Raw genomic sequence first — 18,866 nt, forward strand, 5'->3', positions numbered from 1 at the left:
AACCAGACCCATATAGGCTCACAGCCCAATCTGGTTTGTGTCAAAACTTGTAAAAACAAGGCTCCTTGTTGAAAAAAATCATTTTATAGTCAACCATTAAGTTATAGCGCCCCAGAGTAAAACCTTATGAGTGAGTCTCGATTGGTTTATATTTTAAAACGGCTTCGATATTTTATTTCCCCGCCTACCGATATCTACGCACCAAAAACTCCCATGATTATTGAAAAAGACGTGAAAATACGTCTGCGAGACGGGATTTTGCTCAGTGTCAATGTGTATCGGCCTGATGACAGTTTAAAGCATCCGGTAGTGATTTGTTTTCACCCCTATGACAAAGACCAGTTACCCAAAAAATCATTATTTGGGCGTTATAAGCCTTTAAAGGCCTATCGATTCATACGTCAGCTAAGCCCTTCGCATTTCTCCTCTTTAACTGGTTGGGAGGCCCCTGATCCCGATTTCTGGGTCAGAAATGGGTATGCGGTCATTAACGGAGATATGCGAGGTGCCGGAAAATCTGAGGGAAAACTTGATTTGCTAAGCGATACCGAAGCGCAGGATTATTATGAGCTTATCGAATGGGCCGCAGAGCAACCCTGGTCCAATCAAAAAATAGGCTTAAACGGCGTTTCCTATCTGGCATTGAGTCAGTATCGGGTTGCAGCCTTACACCCTCCTCACTTGGCCGCGATTTGCCCCTGGGAAGGATTCAGTGATGTCTATAAAGACCTGGCACGCCCTGGCGGAATTCGTGAAGATGGCTTTTATGCGTTCTGGACGCACATGATAAACCCTGAACTACGCACCCAGCAAATGCAACGTATTACAAGAGATAGCTGGTGGCAAGCCAGGGTACCTGATCTAAAGGCGATTGAAGTGCCTGCGCTCATCTGCGGAAGCTTTTCAGACCAATGTCTGCATACTAATGGCTCGTTTCGTGTGTATGAACAGATTCAGTCAAAACATAAATGGCTGTATACACACCGAGGGGGTAAATGGTCCAGTTATTACAGTGAGGAAGCACTTAAAACGCAACTGGATTTTTTTGACTTTTTTCTTAAAGACAAGTCAAACAACTGGCTATCAACCCCAGGTGTTCGACTGGAAGTCCGTGAAAGCCGTGATCAGATTCATAGTACCAGCTACCACAATACCTGGCCTTTGCCTGACACTCAATGGCTTACTTTGTATTTGCATCCAGAAGCCCAGACCTTAAGTGAAAAAAATCACTCGGATAAAAAGAATCATCGGGATTTCTCTCTACCTGAGAATAACTTGCAACTCACTTTTACCTGCCCTTTTGATTTGCAGATTGTTGGCCCGATGAAACTTAAGCTGTGGCTAGAGCTGGCCGATACTCAGGATATGAACCTTTTTGCAGGAATCCGCAAGTTTCATCAGGATGAAGAAGTTTACTTTGAAGGAAGTTATGGATTTGGCTTTGATATTGTGAGTAAAGGCTGGCAAAAAATATCCTTGCGTAAAATTGACGAAGCAGAAAGTGTTTTCTGGAAACCGGAGCATCGCTTTGAGGAGCAACAGTTTCTAAAATCAGGAGAGATTGCCTTGGTAGAACTATCACTGCTTCCCTCTGCCACTTTCTTTAAACAGGGTGATCAATTGCGGCTGGAACTGCGAGGAAAGTGGTTTTTCTCCCGGAACATTTTCTTATCGCAACTGAGCAAATATGAACCGAGTCAAACAGGCTTATGCCGCATTTATGGCGGAGGAGACTATGACAGCCATTTACTGGTTCCCATGCTTAAACCGTTTAATTCCAATTCATAGTGGAGAACGCTTATGTCTTACGCACCACGTTTTCATGCGGGCTGGCAATTTTTGGTATCCTGCTTTCGTTTTCTAATGAAAAATCCGGCCTTGCTTATTTTGCCCATTCTCAGCATGCTGGCGGTAATTATTGCGGTTGCGGGTTTGTTTGTGGGTTCATTTTTTGAATTTAACCATATTATGCACCTCTATCAGCACCAAAAACCTATCTTCTTTATAGTCATCCTCGCTTTTTATTTTGTACTGGCTTTCATCACCATATTTTTTAATGCCTCTTTAATTACCTGTGTGATTCACCGCCTGCAAGGTCAGAAGATGAATATTTTCCAGGCAATGGCCAGCACATTGAAAAAAACGGTCCCCTTGCTGGGCTGGACTTTAATCAGCGCTACCATCGCCAGCTTTTTCCACTACCTTGAACGAAGCCATAGTACGGTTGCTGATATACTCAGTGCGATTTTCGGATTCTCCTGGTCAGTGATAACCTATTTTGTCATGCCGGTGATGGTTGCTGAAAATGTCGGTCCGATTACAGCAATCAAGCAATCGGTCAGAATGCTCGGCAAAGGATGGCGCAAGCTCCTGATTGTTAATTTCATTCTTTTTCTGATTATCGCCGCTGTTGTGGCCGTCTTTTGCCTGATTGCTAACCTGCTTAAGCCACAGCTCCAGTCAGTAGCTAACGAGTATAGTATGGCCTTTGTTCTGGTCTTTATTGGATTATGGCTGATTGTTAATACGACTTTTAACGCCATTTTTAACAGTGCCTTATATCTTTATATTAAAGGGGATCATCCTCCTGAGTTTGATAGCCAGGTGATAAGGGATCTTATCGTTAACAAAAAAAATATTGAACTGCCTGATAATTTGAAGAATAGATAATGTCTGTTTTTGAACGTTCCTGGATTATGCGGTTAAACCCTGAGAAATGGTCACAAAATTTAACCATTCTATAAGAGCCTACGTACCCCGCTTTATGCGGGGTATCCATAATAATGGTAGTGAGTTTTAAAATGCGTTTGCCTATCAGACGCATTGCCTGGATCCCTCGGACACAAGCCGAGGGACGTAGAAGCCAGGGGACTCCACATAATATTCTCTTAAGTTTTTTACTGTAAATTGGCCTGCTGTTTATTAAAGTCCCAAAAGAATGTCTAAATTTATTGCCATTTTTGCTCAATGCCTAAGTCCTACCGCTTCAGGTGACTACATGCTGGCGATACAAATTGCTAAAAGCCTGCATCAAACCCTGGTAAGTAATAACCCGGAAAACATCCAGCTGGTTTTGACCACAACTCGCGAAAGCATGCATCACTACCAAGCGCTTTGCGGTTCTCACTTAACTGAGTTGGGTATATCCGTTATTGCTCTCGAAGACTTGACTGATGAGCAAAACTCAATGCTTGCATTTATTGATGCAAACCGTTGTAAACCGGCAGATGGTAATCTGATGCTCGCAGCATTCTCTCCTGAGACCAAGTACATTTTTGCAGGAGCACCCAATGCACCCGATTTCTCCGAAGACTGGATGACGCAAGAGATAGATTTTCAGAATTATTTAGACCAGCCTGAATTGTTTTTCTATCTTCCACCTTCGCAAAAAATCTTCAGCTCGACAGGCCTTGGTCCGGACCGACTAGGTATCACCGCAATAACCCCGCTTAATCAGTTACCTCTTTTAAATGAGGAACAAGCGGCTTTAATTCCCAACAGGGCTTATAGTTTTGCCTACGTAAATAATCATAATTTTAACGCAAGCTGGAAAGCAATAACGAATTACACCGAAATCACAGGCCAGCATCAGTTAATGCTGCTCGGTGATTTTTCAACGCAGGAGATTGATTTTCTGCGAGGGAAAATGAACGAAATTTTATTGGCCCAGGGTAATATTGAACCGGCCGTAATCCATCATCATGCAATAGTGGAAAATAAACTGATGAGACAATTGATGTCTCACTCTTCCGGCGATTTGATCGTTACAACGGGCACTCAAAGCACTCTGGAAGCATTCGTAGATCAAAAGTTGCCATTTTATCAATACACAGAGCACAATGCTGATTTTGTTGACTCTTATCTTGAAACACTTAGATCGCTTCTACTATTAAGGATGAGCGATTCGCCACAAACAAGGAAAATAGTGATTCTGTTTGCTGAGCTATTATTTGCAGCAAAACCTCTTGAAAATGCAGACAGCGAATACCTCAAATCATGTTTAGGCAAGAACTTGCTCTGTCAAATTATGAAAACAGCGAATGCTGAAATTGTAGCAACAGCCCAGGGACGACTAGGTCCGCGATTACTTGGTTTTATCAATCAGAACAATCCGTCTGCGCTTCAAGAGCTGGAAGAAAAGTACCTTCGAGTTTGTGTTACCCTGCTGAAACGGGGAGAATCAGAGTATCCCGATCTGGACGAAGCCTTACGCCGCGCCGCTTCAAAAGGGATGGTTTTTGAATTAAAAGTATTGCTCCAGAGGATAAAAACTCACAATGAGGAATTGGATGAACCCGATGAACGCTTTGGGCGCTCGGCTCTGCTCTGGGCTGTAATTAAAAAGCAAGCCACCTGTATGCGTCTTTTATTGAAAGCAGGCTCTGATGTGAATTTTCAGGATGATATGGGAGAAACAGCTGCTCATTATGCTGTCCGGCTTAAGCGAAAAGATTTACTGGAAATCTGTATTCGTGAAGGCGCCGATCTTTCTGTCAGAGACAAGAAACACATGACAGTATTACATCATGCCTCGCGCCTGGGTCTGGATGATATCGTTGCGTTTCTGATTACCTCAGGAGCATCAGTGGATGTTATGAATAAACAGAGAAATACTCCACTCCATCTCGCTTTGCAGGGGAGAAATAAAACAGAAGTTATCAGACATTTAGTGGATGCGGGAGCTAATCCCAGAATTCGTAATCATTCGGGCAGAAAAGCCTGTGATAATCCTGTATTCATACAATTCATGAAAACTCAGAACTCTAAAGAGAAAAACAAGGAGGAAGCAGCTCACGTAGCGCTGAATGAATCCTTCCCCATTTCCTGCACTCATGCGATGTCCTGCTAGGTTACGGAACATTCTGTCATTACCGCGAGGCATTGTTGCGTAAATAGAACCAGGCAACAAACATGTCTTTGCGAACAAAGTGAAGCAATCCAGATCGAAACCTGAACAAAGCCAGGATCTGGATTGCTTCGCTAATGCTCGCAAAGACGGTTTTTTTTACGCCTATCTTCATTTACCAACAACGCCTTCTCGCGAATGCGGGAATCCATTCTTCAGTTGGCGTTAGCTCAGAGATGAGATTCCCGCATTCGATAAATCCTTGCGTAAATAATAGCGATCATGCTTTAGCAGATAGGCTTTAATCTCGGCCACTAATTGAAACCCCTGTTTTAAATAAAAATCCAAAGCCTGAAAGTCAAAGGTATCAACAAATAAGGCGGACAGATTTTGTTTTCTGGCATAATCGTCAACTACCTTCATGATTGCAGAGCCGATACGCTGCTGGCGAAACGCCTCCTCAACCCACAAAATATCGATATAAGCCGCGTCGCTATGTACCCAAAGAGTTGCCCCTCCAATAATCTTTTCATTCTCATCACGCGCAAACACACTGCAGTTAGACGCTTTTTCTCCCAGATGAGCCACATTAAAATCAATGATTCCGCGTCTAAGGATACCGTTATTCTGTTCAGAGGGCTCAAGATCCAAAACAATATTAATATTCGTCATATAAACCCTGTATAATTAAATAGATGTGTTTAAGAATACTCTTGGTCGCATTTACATAGCAAGCGCGCTGATTTCCAGAGTAATATTAAGAGGCTTAATGTATGGCTGAAGACAATTTATCCGATGAAGATAAAGCATTATTTAGAAATGCAATGCAATCGGTCAAACCGCTTCGGCAATCGAATAAAATAGTCGAACAGTCTGCAAAGCCCCTACCGCTTCCTTCCAAAAAGACAACCTTTGCAGAGCGTCCTCTACCCACTGTTTTTTTATCTGATACCTATCGTGACGAATTGCATAGCGATTCTGTTTTATCCTGGACGTCTCACCCAATTCCATCCAAAAGAATGCGTGAGTTAAAAACCGGCCTCATCCACATTCAGGCAAGACTTGATTTACATGGCAAGACCCCGGATTCAGCCCGTGAAGCGCTTATTCATTTTATCAGCAAAGAAACCTTAGCCGGTCATCGTTGTGTATTGATTATCCATGGAAAAGGCGGGTTACGAGGAGAAAAACCTATATTGAAAAATCTGGTTAATTACTGGCTGCCACAACTATCTCAAGTCCTTGCTTTTCATAGTGCTTTAGCGAGAGATGGGGGCAATGGCGCAGTGTATGTTTTGTTGAAAAAAATCAAAACTGAGCTATGAGTCCTCAAAATTAATACACTAATTTCAAGCTATAAACATTGAATTTCAATTGATAAACGCTTACCATCAGGCCCAAAGTTATAAAGCCTGACATCATGAGTAAACAACCCATTATTATTGGCATTTCCGGGCCTTCGGCTTCCGGTAAAAGCCTGCTTGCAAATACTATTGTTAACGAACTCGGTTCTCAGCAAGTTGTCGTCATTTCCGAAGACGCCTATTACAAAGATAATAGCCATCTTCCTTTTGCCGAACGTGAAAAAATCAATTACGACCATCCGGACGCTTTTGATCATGCCTTGCTTTGTGAACATTTGAAACTGTTGCGTCGCGGCGAATCAGTCAATATTCCCATTTATTCACACTCCAAACATCTCCGTTTACCGGAAACCCGCTCAGTCGGCCGGCATGCCATTATAGTTCTGGAAGGAATATTATTATTCTCCGATAAAGCACTGCGCGAAATTATGGATATTCGTATCTTTATGTCGACGCCTCTTGACGTTTGCCTGACTCGCCGGCTAAAACGTGATGTGGTTGAGCGTCATCGCTCTTTTGAGTCTGTGGTGCATCAATACGAAACCACCGTGCGGCCAATGTATCTGCAGTTTATTGAACCATCAAGCCGCTATGCCGATATTATTGTTCCTCGTGGCGGTGAAAATCGAATTGCGATTGATATGATTCAGGCAAAAATGCGTGAGCTTCTGGCCATGCATAACAATGAATAAAGGAGAGTCTTATGGGTTTCTTAAACGGCAAAAAAGCATTAATCGTTGGTCTTGCCAGTAATCGCTCCATAGCTTATGGAATTGCCAAGTCATTCCATGAACAAGGCGCGGAACTTGCCTTTACGTACCAAAGTGAAAAACTGCAAGGTCGTGTGGAATCAATGGCGGCTGAATTTAACTCACAACTTACTTTTCCTTGCGACGTTGCTGATGATATGCAGGTGAATGCAGTATTTGAACAATTGGGTACTCACTGGGATAAACTCGATATTCTGGTTCATTCTGTAGCCTTTGCACCAGCCGATCAGATAAGCGGTGATTTTATTGAGTCCTGCAACCGTGAAGGTTTTCATATTGCCCACGATATCAGTGCCTATAGTCTGATTGGTCTTGCCAAAGCGGCTCTGCCAATGATGGAGGGTACAGAAGGCTCTGTGATCACACTTAGCTATTACGGCGCTGAAAAAGCAGTACCGAATTACAATGTCATGGGTATAGCCAAAGCAAGCCTTGAAGCCTCTGTACGCTATCTCGCAGCAAGCCTGGGTCGCCGCGGTTTACGAGTGAATGCGATTTCTGCCGGGCCCATCAAAACGCTGGCAGCAGCAGGCATTAAGGATTTCCGTAAAATGCAGAATGCCTATGCGAATACAACGCCTTTAAAGCGGAATGTGACCGCAGAGGAAGTAGGGAATACCGCAGCATTTCTAGCGTCTTCCCTTTCCTCAGGTATTACAGGTGAGGTTATTCATGTGGATGCGGGTTATCATGCCGTTTCCATGTCGAATCTCGAAGAGTAATTGTATTAATTGTAGTTTCCCTCTTGCCAGGTGCTGTGCATTATGCACAGCATTCTGACAATTTAAAATAAATGTTGTATTTAATTCCATATTGTGTAAAATTACACCGATGAAAAGAAAAGTAGTTTACATAATTCTCGCAACCATTTGCATTTTTAGTAGCGCGCTGGGTTTTTTACCCCAGAGAAAGTTCCAGGCTCCATCGCAGAATGCCTTGGTAAGCGTAATCCCATCCATACCATACACTAAGAGCTCTGGGCATTTACCCCTTATCAAAGCTCCTTTGGCCAAAGCGATGGTTAATCAAAAACCTGCTGCCCCGATGGTAGTTAATCAGCTGACACTGAAACAAATCCCCTATTACAAGCTGCCCGGCTGGCAGGAAGCAGATGTCAAGAAGTCCTTGTCTGCTTTCAGAAAATCCTGCGAAACATTTCTGAAAAAAGATCCTGATCATCCAGTGGGTTCAAAGCAAATTAATTTAAAAGCTGAAGACTGGCAGCCGGCGTGTAAAGCCGCCCTATCCATGAATAATGTCTATGAGGAAGAAGCCAGACAATTTTTTGAAAAATGGTTTTATCCTATTGAATTCGGCAAAAAAAAGCCCAGCAAAGGAGTTTTTACCGGTTATTACACCCCGCTGGTTAAAGGCAGCCTGACTCGCTCTAAAGTCTACAATACCCCTATTTATGGAATGCCGGCCAAGCGAAGCGCTTCGTATACCCGTGAACAGATTGATAAAGGGGTTTTAAACCATAAAGCTCCTGTAATTGCCTGGATCAACAGCCCTGTAGATCGCTTATTTCTGGAAATAGAGGGAGCTGCTGTTGTCAGACTAAAGAACGGTAAAGATCTCTACCTTAGCTATGCAGGGGAAAATGGCGCACCTTATACGTCAATTGGCAGCGTTCTAATCAAAAAAGGCATTATGAATAAAGATAATGCGTCCAAGACAGCTATTAAGCACTATCTGTCAAATAATCCCGGAAAAGTAAACCCCATTCTTCACCAGAACAAATCCTTTGTTTTTTTCCAGAATCTGAAAAAACCGGCGGCACTGGGTGCCCAGGGAATGGCTTTAACACCGGGTTATTCCCTGGCAATCGATCGTCAATGGATTCCGCTAGGCGCTCCCCTCTGGCTGGTTACCAAAGTTCCTGTACCAAATGAGCCACAGAAGCAATTTAAACGTCTGATGATTGCTCAGGATACGGGAGGCGCTATTCGTGGATTAGTACGAGGCGATATCTACTGGGGAGCCAGTGAGAAAGCAGCTTATCTTGGTGAACACATGAAAAATCAAGGCCGCTATTGGCTTTTATTACCTAAACATGCCATTCATAAAATTCAATACAATTATTTCTCACCCAAAATAAAACAGGTTATTCAGGCAGTCAAGCGCTGGCCTTCATGGATTAGACATTCGATAGGCTAGAGTCTTCGAGGAAAAAAAACCTCTCTCTAACCCTCTCCCCTGAGGGGCGAGAGGACTTTCCTTACGATTTCTTCAAGAAAAATAATATCCCCACTTCTATACTTACACCAGCTTACTTAGTTACCAAATGGTAACTAATTGACTGATTAATAGGACTTTTATAATCTCAATGACGATTTCAACAAACCGGAGAGTTCCATGAAGGAAGCTATTATCAACAAAATTGTCCAGGCGAAACTTGCAAATATTAGTAAAGGATGGTGTGGTCCTGGCACCTGTGCTGGCTAGGAATAGCGCATGCACCACGTTAAAAAATGGTGCATGCAAAAATTAAGGAAGAGTATTATGTGTGTGCCAAAACTGGATGTACTGATTAATTATAAAAATAATAAACTTATCTCTCGATACGCCAGAGACTATCCTGAAGCAAGTTTACAAGCAGAAGATGCCTTGAAAGAATTGATGAAATATATCTGGTTATGCCAGAAACACAAAGCAGAAAAGCAGAAAAATCCAAACAATGATTTATTAAATTTTTCCTGTGTCATTCATTCGGAAATGTCGGAAATTGATAATATGTGGCACACTTTCCTTTTGTTCACCAAAGATTATCAGCATTTCTGCAATGAATACCTAAACGGCGATTTCTTTCACCATGAACCAATCATTGCAGAAGACCATTTGCCCAGCGACAATTATGAGCGCGAGCTTTCAGATTATTTATCTTATATCTATGATAATTTGGGTGAAGAGACATTGCTTAAATGGTTTAAACAATAGCTAGGGCTTTCTTGTTTCATCAAACTGACTGCTGGAAAGCATTATTGCCTCCATATTAGACTCAGTCCATTCCCTTAAAGTTCCAAGAATTTTACCTAATTCATTACCCAGGGAGGTTAATGAATACTCCACTTTTAAAGGTAAAACAGGAAAGGATCGTCTGACTACAAAGCCAAGGCGCTCCAACTTAATTAATGTCTGAGTGAGCATTTTTGGGGAAATCCCCTCAAGTTTCCGTTTCAGTTCCCCGAACCGACAAGTTCCATCCAGTAGACAATTAATTACCAAAATTGACCATTTGTCACTGATTTTCTCAAAGACATTTCTTGATGGGCATTGTTCACTATAGATTGAGAACTTTTGCTGCAGAGACATAGCGGCTAACTTCCTTTATCGAACTGGTCAGTTGGGCATAAAGCCTAATGGCGCTGCCTTAACATATTTATCTGCGTCCCTCGGCTTGTCCGGGTGAGCCAGAGATCCAATCCTGGCATGAGATTCCTGGATCCCTCGGACAAGCCGAGGGACGTAGGGAGTATGGGTTTAAGCCTTAGGGCAGCGCCATTAGACAAAAAGCCCAACCAACAGCTAAGTTTTACTTCTGAGGAACTTCCATTGGCGGTGCCGAAGGTGCGACCCCTCCATATAGATTAGGATACAAAGCAGAAGAGGGATTATAAGCATAAAGCGTTGGCTCATTCGAAGCTGCCAAACCCGATTGAGGGGCTTGTTGCTGACCACCGAAGAAACCAGCTCCACCCGCGTGCTGATGCTGATATTGATTGGTATATTCAGCGTATTGCTGCGACGGATAGCCATAGTAGCTGCCGGGATGACTGTGCATTCGAGGATACTCCAGAGTATAAATGACCCCATCCAGCTCAAACACCCGGTCTACTCCATTGCGTAAACGGCTTATTTTTTCGAGGAAAATATCCTGATCACGCAAATAATTGTCATGAGTCGGTTTGGCGTAATGGAGAGTGTCATCACGAAACGCTGCGATACGCTTCTCAATTTGTGTAAACACATGCTTTAAAGCATTTTCAACTGAATCAGGGTTTAATCCTTTCCTAACTAAATCCAGTTTTTCTTCATCAGTCAGACCATACAGATGCATGAGATTTCTGATTTTATCGTCGCCTATTTTCACATAAATCAAGCGTCCCTCGCGTAAATCTCGAATAGTATTCAACAGCGCGTCACTTTCACGACCTGCTTCAGTAAACCATCGGGCCCAGATTGAAGGAATTTTTTTATGGTTTGATCCGGAATGTTTCTTATCCAGGGCTGCCATTTCATGCCGTACTGCGATAATAGCCTGAGTCACTTCAAAAGGGTCGATACCCTTTAAAAGCAATTTACCAGTCTCTTCTTCGGTTAATTCAGCACGAATCCGAAATGGATCAGCGCGGTCAGCGGCATGCGGATTGTTTTTATTGATATAATATTCCTGAATCGCGTTGCTTATAAATGCAACCCCAGCAGCCCCCAGAATAGTCATGACAACGATTCCGGTGATTGCTATCCCAATAGGATTGCTGATTCCTGCGGTAAACGCCAGCCACATTAGAGGAGTAGATAACAAAAAAGTACCTACAACAGCACCAACCGCCGCACCAGCGAGCATGCTGGCCAAAGAAATAGTCGCTTGCAGCCATCCTTCATTAAAAAGCAGACGCTCAACATTACTGCATATTTTTTGCAACAAATAATATAAAGCTATAAAAGTCAATACTGCAGCAATGACTGCCAATAATATCAAAAGAAGCATTGCCCAGGCTTCACCATTATTTTCATGGTCGTGATTATGGCCACAGCAACCATCTACACCCCCGTGATGATTGTGATGATTTAACATGGCGTCCCACATTAACCAGGTAAACAGAAAATCATTATGGCGTGCATAATAACAATCGTAGGGATGGTGGCGATCATAGACCTTGATTTGCAGAAATACCGGGTAGGCTGCATAGTTAAAATAATGCCTGCGATAGTCATCGTCTAACTTGGCAAATTGAGGGAGAGAATTACAAAATGAATATAGAACGCGATAAACTTTATTTTTTTCCTCTTCAGGAAGGGTATACCAGGGGCTGTTTGGTGCATTCACAGCTTGATGAACACGCGCGGCCAAGGTAGAGAAAATTTCCTGCTGGGTCTTTCGCGGATAACTGTGATTTTTAAGTTGCTCGTAATCTCCTGATAAATTCAAATACAACTTCGCCATATCATTATTGGTAAATACCGCCATAAACTTACCTCACATTGCGAGTAAACTTTAGCCTAAGATAAAATACTCCTCCCTGGTTTCGTATCTCGGGTATTGTTTATAGGTTAATGTTTGTCAACCTTGGCTTTGGCAACCAGTTGATTGACATAAAGATCGTAATCCATTAATCCATAATTTGCTTCTATTTGCTGCGCCAAACTGGCTTGTTGTTCTTTATCCAAATTTTTTAGTTTTCCATCAGAAATCTTTTTTAATCGAACGATTACAAAATCGCCATTCATTAATTTTCTGCCGTCGACACTGTTTGGCTTGGCCAGGCTGAAAGCAAGATCGTTAATCATTGCTTCGGCTTTGTCAGTATCACGAGTAGCATTGTCAACCTCTTGCCATTTTAACTGATTCGCTACAATCAGCTTCTCATCCTCTGATGAGTCCAGTTTGGTAGATAAAAGGTTAGTACCCAATGCTTTGGCCTTATTCGCCGCATTTTCCAAAGCGAGACGTTCGATTATTTCATCGCGAACCGCATTCAGAGGTTTTTCACTGGCGGCTGTATGTTTTTTAACGCGCAATACAATCACACTATCACTATCTAACTGGATCGGTTCGCTATTATTCCCCAATTCCATCACATCATGGCTAAACGCTGTATTGACGATCTGTTTATTCTTGCCAATCTCGGTATCATCTCCGCCCCGTGTTAATGGCTCAGATTTCTCAATAGTCAATTTTAATTCATCAGCCACGGGTGATAAGGAATCAGGGCTTTGATAACTTAAGTCCGTCAATTGTTCCAGTAATTGCGCATAACGGGCTTGCGATAACTCGGTCATCAGTTGATCGGCTATCTGCGCTTTGACTTGTTCAAAAGGTTTTAATTGCGCAGGTTTGTAATCAATTAATTTGAAAATTTCATAACCGTTTCCGCTACGAAAGGGAGCAGAGATCTGTCCTGGAGTCGTTAAATCAGAAAGGGCTTTATCAAACTGGGTATGCCCTGCAACTATCCAGGGTAATACGCCATCATTATTAATTGATAACTTGTCGGCAGACATTGTCTTAACCCATTGTGAAAACTGTGCGGGATTATTTTGCAGTGCCTGGTAAGCTTCCTCTGCATTTTGTTTAACCTGCTCAGCCGCTTCATCAGAGGAATCCGCGGGGATGGCAAACAGAATATGAGCCACCTTCCACTGGGCGGGGGTCAGAAAGTTATTCTGGTTTTCTTCGTAGTAACGTTTGACCTCTTCATCATTAATTTTCAGGTTTTTACGGACATCCTGCATTGAAAGACGAACAAAGTTAATAACTACTTTTTCTGGTGCGATAAATTCTTTTTTATGACTGTTATAATAAGTTTCTATCTGATCATTGGTAATTTGAGATTTATCCATGAACAGCCTGGTAGAAATTTGCAGGTAATCGTAATCCCTGGTTTGCATATATAGCTTCACAAAACGCTTCACTTCGCTGGGCAATGCAAATGCCGTACCGATAAAAGCAAAACGTTGCTGATTGAGCAGCATCCCCTGACGGACTTCCTTTTGGAAAGATTCCGGGGTAAACATGGCTCCGCTCAAAGCCTGCTGGTAGCGCTCAGCTGAAAAATGACCGTCCTGCTGAAACTGTGGGATACTTTGAATTGCAGCATTCGCCTGCTCAATACTGACTCCAAAGCCAGCGGCCTGTGCGGCTTGTACTGTAACTTCATTCATCACCATCCCGTCGAGTACTTCTTTTTTCAATGCCACATCACTTTCAGTAGACATTTCGGACGGATCACGCTGCTGACGAGCACGCCGATAATTGATTTCAAAGGCTTGTTTGCTAATGGGCTGATCATTCACCGTCACTTCTGCGTCGGAAGCCTGGTGTGATTGCATATAGTAGTCGACCCCGAATAATGTAAATGTTACGGCAATCAGAATTATAACTATCCAGGCCACAAGGCCTTGTATACGTTCGTTCAGCTTCTGCAACATTATTGGAGTTCCATTTTTGATAGTTTACAAGAAATTTAATACGCTAAAAAACAGATAAAAAAAACGCGCCATACGGCGCGTTAATTTGGCGGAGTGGACGGGGCTCGAACCCGCGACCCCCGGCGTGACAGGCCGGTATTCTGACCAACTGAACTACCACTCCAATTCTTGGTGGGTGCTGCAGGGATCGAACCTGCGACCCTCGCCTTGTAAGGGCGATGCTCTCCCAGCTGAGCTAAGCACCCGAAAACTTACGCTTCTTGTACAGCCTCTTTAAGAGATTTGCCTGCTTTGAACTTGGCAACTCTTGACGCTTTAATCTCAATTTGTTCGCCAGTTTGTGGATTTCTTCCAACACGGGCAGAACGGTTACCAGTTGAAAAAGATCCGAATCCTGGTAAAACCACCTGATCACCACTTTTCAGTGCATCAATAATGGTAGACATAAACACTTCAAGAACTCGTCCAGCGTCGGCTTTAGTAACACCAGAACCGCTTGCAATTGCTTCTACCAATTCAGTTTTGTTCATCTTTTCCCCTATCAGTTATTCATCCTTCCATGAGGCGAATTTAATCAGATTCTTTAGCCTCAGTCAAGCAGTCACTTCCTTGGGTTGCCCGCCAGTAGCGGACAACGGAGTGAACTATACTCGGTATTAATGGGTATGTAAATCCTTATTTTCATTTTTTTTTGCAGTTTTTTCAGAAACCACTTCTTTTGCTTCTGAATTCTCAGAATCTGGTGCTGCAGCAAGAGGACTACGCTGCAAAGCCAGCTCTAAAACCTGCTCTATAGTCTTTACAGGATGAATGCTTAACTTCTTTAGGACATTATCAGGGATTTCTTCAAGATCCTTTCGATTCTCCTCAGGGATAATGACATGCTTGATACCCCCGCGATGAGCTGCCAGGAGCTTCTCTTTCAATCCGCCGATTGGAAGCACTTGCCCCCGCAGGGTAATCTCTCCGGTCATGGCGACATCAGCCCGGACAGGAATATGAGTAACCACCGAGACCAGGGCCGTACACATTCCAATACCTGCGCTGGGTCCATCTTTTGGCGTAGCCCCTTCTGGTACATGCACATGAAAATCATTCTTGTCATAAAAGTCATCGGGAACGCCAAACGATTTAGCCCTGCTTCTGACTACCGTCATTGCGGCATGAATCGACTCCTGCATCACCTCGCCCAACTGACCGGTATGAGTTGTTTTTCCCTTACCAGGCATCATAGATGCTTCAATTGTCAGCAGTTCTCCACCCACACTGGTCCAGGCCAGGCCAGTTACCTGTCCGACCTGATCAAACTCCTCAGCAAGTCCATAACGGAACTTCTTAACCCCAAGGTATTTTTCAATATTGGTTTTTGAAACCGTTATTTTTTTTGTTTTCTTATTGCTGAGAATATCTTTAACTACCTTGCGGCAAATACTGGCGATATCGCGCTCCAGATTACGCACCCCTGCTTCTCGAGTATAGTGACGGATTATCTCGCGCACTGCACCTTCATTAATAGTTAACTCACTTTCTTTAAGACCGTTAAGAATAGTCTGTTTGGGGACAAGATAGGTTTCAGCAATATTTATCTTTTCATCCTCGGTATAACCGGCAAGGCGAATCACCTCCATCCGATCAAGTAAGGGTGCTGGTATTTCCAATGAGTTAGCTGTGGCGATAAACATAACATCACTCAAATCATAATCCACTTCCAGATAATGATCGCTAAATGTATGATTCTGTTCTGGATCCAGTACTTCCAGCAAGGCGGAAGCGGGATCACCACGAAAATCCATTGCCATTTTATCGACTTCATCGAGCATGATAAGCGGATTTTTGACGCCTGCCTTACATAGCTTCTGAATGATTTTTCCGGGCATGGAACCTATATAGGTACGACGATGCCCTCTGATTTCAGCTTCATCCCGAACACCCCCCAGGGCGATACGGATAAATGTTCTTCCTGTCGCATTCGCTATCGATTGTCCAAGTGAAGTTTTACCGACCCCTGGAGGTCCAACCAGACAGAGGATAGGCCCTTTCATTCGTTTTACCCGCTGTTGTACTGCCAGGTATTCAATGATCCGCTCTTTGACCTTCTCAAGACCATAATGTTCTTTATTCAATAAATTTTCCGCTTTGCGCAGGTCAAATTGAATTTTGTTTTTACGTTTCCAGGGAACGCTTAGCATCCAGTCCAGATAGTTGCGAATGACGGTTGCTTCAGCAGACATAGGCGACATCATTTTTAACTTGTGCAATTCTGATAGGGATTTTTCTTTGGCTTCTTTGGGCATTCCGGCTTTCTTAATAGAGTTTTCAAGCTGCTCTATTTCGCTTCCTTCCTCGCCCATTTCGCCCAATTCTTTTTGTATCGCCTTCATCTGCTCATTGAGATAATATTCTCTTTGGCTTTTTTCCATCTGGCGTTTCACGCGGCCGCGAACTCGTTTCTCAACCTGCAGCAAATCAATTTCGCCTTCGATTGCCCCCATTAAGCGCTCAAGCCGTGTGCCAATCTCCAGTGTTTCTAAAAGATCCTGTTTATCATCGACTTTTAAGCTTAAATGAGCAGCAATGGTGTCTGCCAGGCGTCCCGGCTCTTCAATCCCAGCCAGAGAACTAAGTACTTCCGGCGGTATCTTTTTATTTAACTTGATATATTGCTCGAATTGAGACATCAATGAGCGCATTAATATTTCAATTTCCTGGGGATTAATTTCACCTGCGACTTCCTCAACCTCTTCAAGCTGAGCTTCAAGAAACCCCTGTTCTTGTTTATATTCTTTGACACGTGAACGCTTCTCGCCTTCTACGAGAACTTTCACAGTACCATCGGGTAGTTTAAGAAGCTGTAAGACACTCGCAACGGTCCCAATGTTATAAACATCGGCCGGTGACGGGTCATCGTTGGAAGATTTGCGCTGGGCTACCAGAAAAATCTGTTTGTTATCAACCATTGCAGCTTCCAATGCCTTGATTGATTTTTCCCGCCCGACAAATAATGGAATCACCATATGGGGATACACTACGACATCTCTAAGAGGCAGGACTGGCAGAAAAGAGAACTCATCATTCTCCGGGGATGGCATCAGTTCGTTTTCACTTGACATAATAAGCCCTTATTCAGACTACAATCCGTTTATTTCCCTGGGCTGCATGATTTGCAAACCGCTGGAAATACAATTTAAATCTTCTGAATCCAATACTAACATTCTATGCAGGCTAGCAGATAGCTTTTGAAACATCAGGTCGTATTTACCCGCCTGGTTCGTAATTGATTAAGCAAGTTAAAGCATGAACCATGCCATCAACTTGCTTAATTGACAAGTATGGAGCTGGGCATTTTGTCAACTCCATACTAAGGGAATTAATCTCCCCCACCAGCAACTGAGTGCTTACCGTCTCTCTCTTCAAAAATCATAATCGGCTTATTCGTGTTGCTGACTACACTCTCGTCTACAACAACCTTTTTGATTCCCTCGAGTGACGGTAATTCATACATGGTGTCTAAAAGAAGATTTTCAAGGATCGTTCTTAAGCCACGAGCACCAATTTTTCGTTCCAGTGCTTTTTTCGCGATTTGGCGTAAAGCATCATCACGAAACTCAAGTTCAACTGACTCCATTTTGAACAAAGCTTGAAACTGCTTGGTTAAAGCATTTTTTGGACGAGTCAGGATATCAACCAGGGCATCTTCATCCAGTTCATGTAGTGTTGTTACTACAGGAAGACGACCAACGAACTCTGGTATTAAACCATATTTCACTAAATCTTCTGACTCAAGTCCATCCAGTATTTTCTCATTGACTTTGCTATCCTTGGAGTTTTTGAGCTGCGCGGCAAAGCCGATACCTGACTTGTCGCTTCGATCACGAATTACTTTTTCAAGGCCGGCGAAAGCGCCTCCGCAAATGAACAATATGTTGGAGGTATCAACCTGCAAGAACTCCTGTTGCGGATGTTTACGTCCACCCTGAGGCGGTACTGAAGCGATTGTACCTTCAATCAACTTAAGCAATGCTTGCTGTACCCCTTCACCAGAGACATCCCGGGTGATCGATGGATTATCTGATTTACGGGAAATCTTATCAATTTCGTCAATGTAAACTATACCTTGCTGCGCTTTATCCACGTCGTAATCGCATTTTTGCAATAACTTCTGGATAATATTCTCAACATCCTCACCCACATAGCCTGCTTCAGTCAGAGTAGTAGCATCTGCTATGGTAAATGGAACATTGAGTAATCGGGCAAGTGTTTGAGCAAGCAAGGTTTTTCCGCTGCCTGTTGGCCCTATCAGCAGAATATTACTTTTACCGAGCTCCACACCATCCTGCGGCTTGTGCTGCAAACGCTTGTAATGGTTGTATACAGCAACAGACAGCACTTTTTTGGCATGAGGCTGTCCTATAACATATTCATCAAGAAACTTTGAAATTTCCTTGGGTGTCGGCAAATGGGTTTCGGTATCCTCAATCGTCTCCTGCGTTTCTTCACGAATGATATCATTACACAATTCAACGCATTCATCGCATACAAAAACCGAAGGACCTGCGATTAATTTTTTTACCTCATGCTGGCTTTTGCCGCAAAATGAGCAATATAAAACTTTTTCACCATCACCTTTACCGGTTTTACTCATCAACAAACCCTCTCGTGCCGATTCCTCATAAGGAATGCAATTTTAAATTTATAGGAATTGACTTCAAAACAATTTTTGCTGCCAAACTCTCT

At 43.1% G+C, this 18,866-nt stretch carries 15 protein-coding genes and 2 tRNA genes; 8 read left to right on the forward strand and 9 right to left on the reverse strand.

The features are described 5' to 3' along the window. The first annotated feature begins 126 nt into the window (after positions 1-126). The 3 genes from DYH61_RS11400 (at position 127) to ankY (ending at position 4,849) form a co-directional block, all read left to right on the forward strand. Positions 127-1,788: a CocE/NonD family hydrolase gene (locus tag DYH61_RS11400; RefSeq protein WP_058507652.1), complete on the forward strand. Its 1,662-nt coding sequence runs from the start codon at positions 127-129 to the stop codon at positions 1,786-1,788. 12 nt (positions 1,789-1,800) lie between these two features. Beyond that, positions 1,801-2,670: a DUF6159 family protein gene (locus DYH61_RS11405; RefSeq protein WP_058507653.1), complete on the forward strand. Its 870-nt coding sequence runs from the start codon at positions 1,801-1,803 to the stop codon at positions 2,668-2,670. Positions 2,671-2,938: 268 nt separating this feature from the next. Continuing rightward, positions 2,939-4,849: a Dot/Icm T4SS effector AnkY/LegA9 gene (gene ankY, locus DYH61_RS11410; RefSeq protein WP_083499214.1), complete on the forward strand. Its 1,911-nt coding sequence runs from the start codon at positions 2,939-2,941 to the stop codon at positions 4,847-4,849. A gap of 222 nt (positions 4,850-5,071) precedes the next feature. Here the strand turns inward: ankY and DYH61_RS11415 are convergent, their stop codons facing one another. After that, the gene (locus DYH61_RS11415) at positions 5,072-5,518 is read right to left on the reverse strand and encodes a GNAT family N-acetyltransferase (RefSeq protein ID WP_058507655.1); all 447 of its coding nucleotides are present in this window, start codon (positions 5,516-5,518) and stop codon (positions 5,072-5,074) included. Positions 5,519-5,619: 101 nt separating this feature from the next. On the opposite strand from DYH61_RS11415, the gene DYH61_RS11420 reads away from it, so the two are divergent. The 5 genes from DYH61_RS11420 (at position 5,620) to DYH61_RS11440 (ending at position 9,917) form a co-directional block, all read left to right on the forward strand. Next, entirely contained in the window at positions 5,620-6,171 is a 552-nt protein-coding gene (locus DYH61_RS11420) for a Smr/MutS family protein (RefSeq protein WP_058507656.1), read from the forward strand. Between the two features lie 95 nt (positions 6,172-6,266). Then, entirely contained in the window at positions 6,267-6,902 is a 636-nt protein-coding gene (udk, locus tag DYH61_RS11425) for a uridine kinase (RefSeq protein WP_058507657.1), read from the forward strand. A gap of 11 nt (positions 6,903-6,913) precedes the next feature. Then, positions 6,914-7,702 carry an enoyl-ACP reductase FabI gene (locus DYH61_RS11430; protein WP_058507658.1) on the forward strand — a complete coding sequence of 263 codons (789 nt, stop codon included), beginning with the start codon at positions 6,914-6,916 and terminating at the stop codon, positions 7,700-7,702. Positions 7,703-7,997: 295 nt separating this feature from the next. Then, complete coding sequence (mltA, locus tag DYH61_RS11435) at positions 7,998-9,137, forward strand: murein transglycosylase A (protein WP_065236151.1); 1,140 nt, start codon at positions 7,998-8,000, stop codon at positions 9,135-9,137. A gap of 345 nt (positions 9,138-9,482) precedes the next feature. Further along, positions 9,483-9,917: a glycine-rich domain-containing protein gene (locus DYH61_RS11440; RefSeq protein WP_058507659.1), complete on the forward strand. Its 435-nt coding sequence runs from the start codon at positions 9,483-9,485 to the stop codon at positions 9,915-9,917. Here the strand turns inward: DYH61_RS11440 and DYH61_RS11445 are convergent, their stop codons facing one another. From DYH61_RS11445 to clpX, 8 genes are all read right to left on the reverse strand, one after another. Beyond that, positions 9,918-10,292, reverse strand: a complete 375-nt coding sequence (locus DYH61_RS11445; protein WP_058507660.1) for a winged helix-turn-helix transcriptional regulator — start codon at positions 10,290-10,292, stop codon at positions 9,918-9,920. A gap of 220 nt (positions 10,293-10,512) precedes the next feature. Next, a complete protein-coding gene (locus DYH61_RS11450) occupies positions 10,513-12,171 on the reverse strand; it encodes a hypothetical protein (protein WP_058507661.1) in 1,659 nt (552 codons plus the stop codon). A gap of 83 nt (positions 12,172-12,254) precedes the next feature. Further along, a complete protein-coding gene (locus DYH61_RS11455) occupies positions 12,255-14,132 on the reverse strand; it encodes a SurA N-terminal domain-containing protein (RefSeq protein WP_058507662.1) in 1,878 nt (625 codons plus the stop codon). 86 nt (positions 14,133-14,218) lie between these two features. Beyond that, positions 14,219-14,295 (reverse strand) — tRNA-Asp (locus DYH61_RS11460). A 6-nt stretch (positions 14,296-14,301) separates the two neighbouring features. Then, positions 14,302-14,377 (reverse strand) — tRNA-Val (locus tag DYH61_RS11465). Between the two features lie 6 nt (positions 14,378-14,383). Continuing rightward, complete coding sequence (locus tag DYH61_RS11470) at positions 14,384-14,662, reverse strand: HU family DNA-binding protein (RefSeq protein ID WP_058507663.1); 279 nt, start codon at positions 14,660-14,662, stop codon at positions 14,384-14,386. 126 nt (positions 14,663-14,788) lie between these two features. After that, positions 14,789-17,242 carry an endopeptidase La gene (gene lon / locus DYH61_RS11475; protein WP_058507664.1) on the reverse strand — a complete coding sequence of 818 codons (2,454 nt, stop codon included), beginning with the start codon at positions 17,240-17,242 and terminating at the stop codon, positions 14,789-14,791. A gap of 257 nt (positions 17,243-17,499) precedes the next feature. Then, positions 17,500-18,774: an ATP-dependent Clp protease ATP-binding subunit ClpX gene (gene clpX / locus DYH61_RS11480; RefSeq protein WP_058507665.1), complete on the reverse strand. Its 1,275-nt coding sequence runs from the start codon at positions 18,772-18,774 to the stop codon at positions 17,500-17,502. Positions 18,775-18,866 lie beyond the last annotated feature (92 nt).

Origin of the sequence: Legionella quinlivanii (assembly GCF_900461555.1) — a bacterium.
GTDB lineage: Bacteria > Pseudomonadota > Gammaproteobacteria > Legionellales > Legionellaceae > Legionella_C > Legionella_C quinlivanii.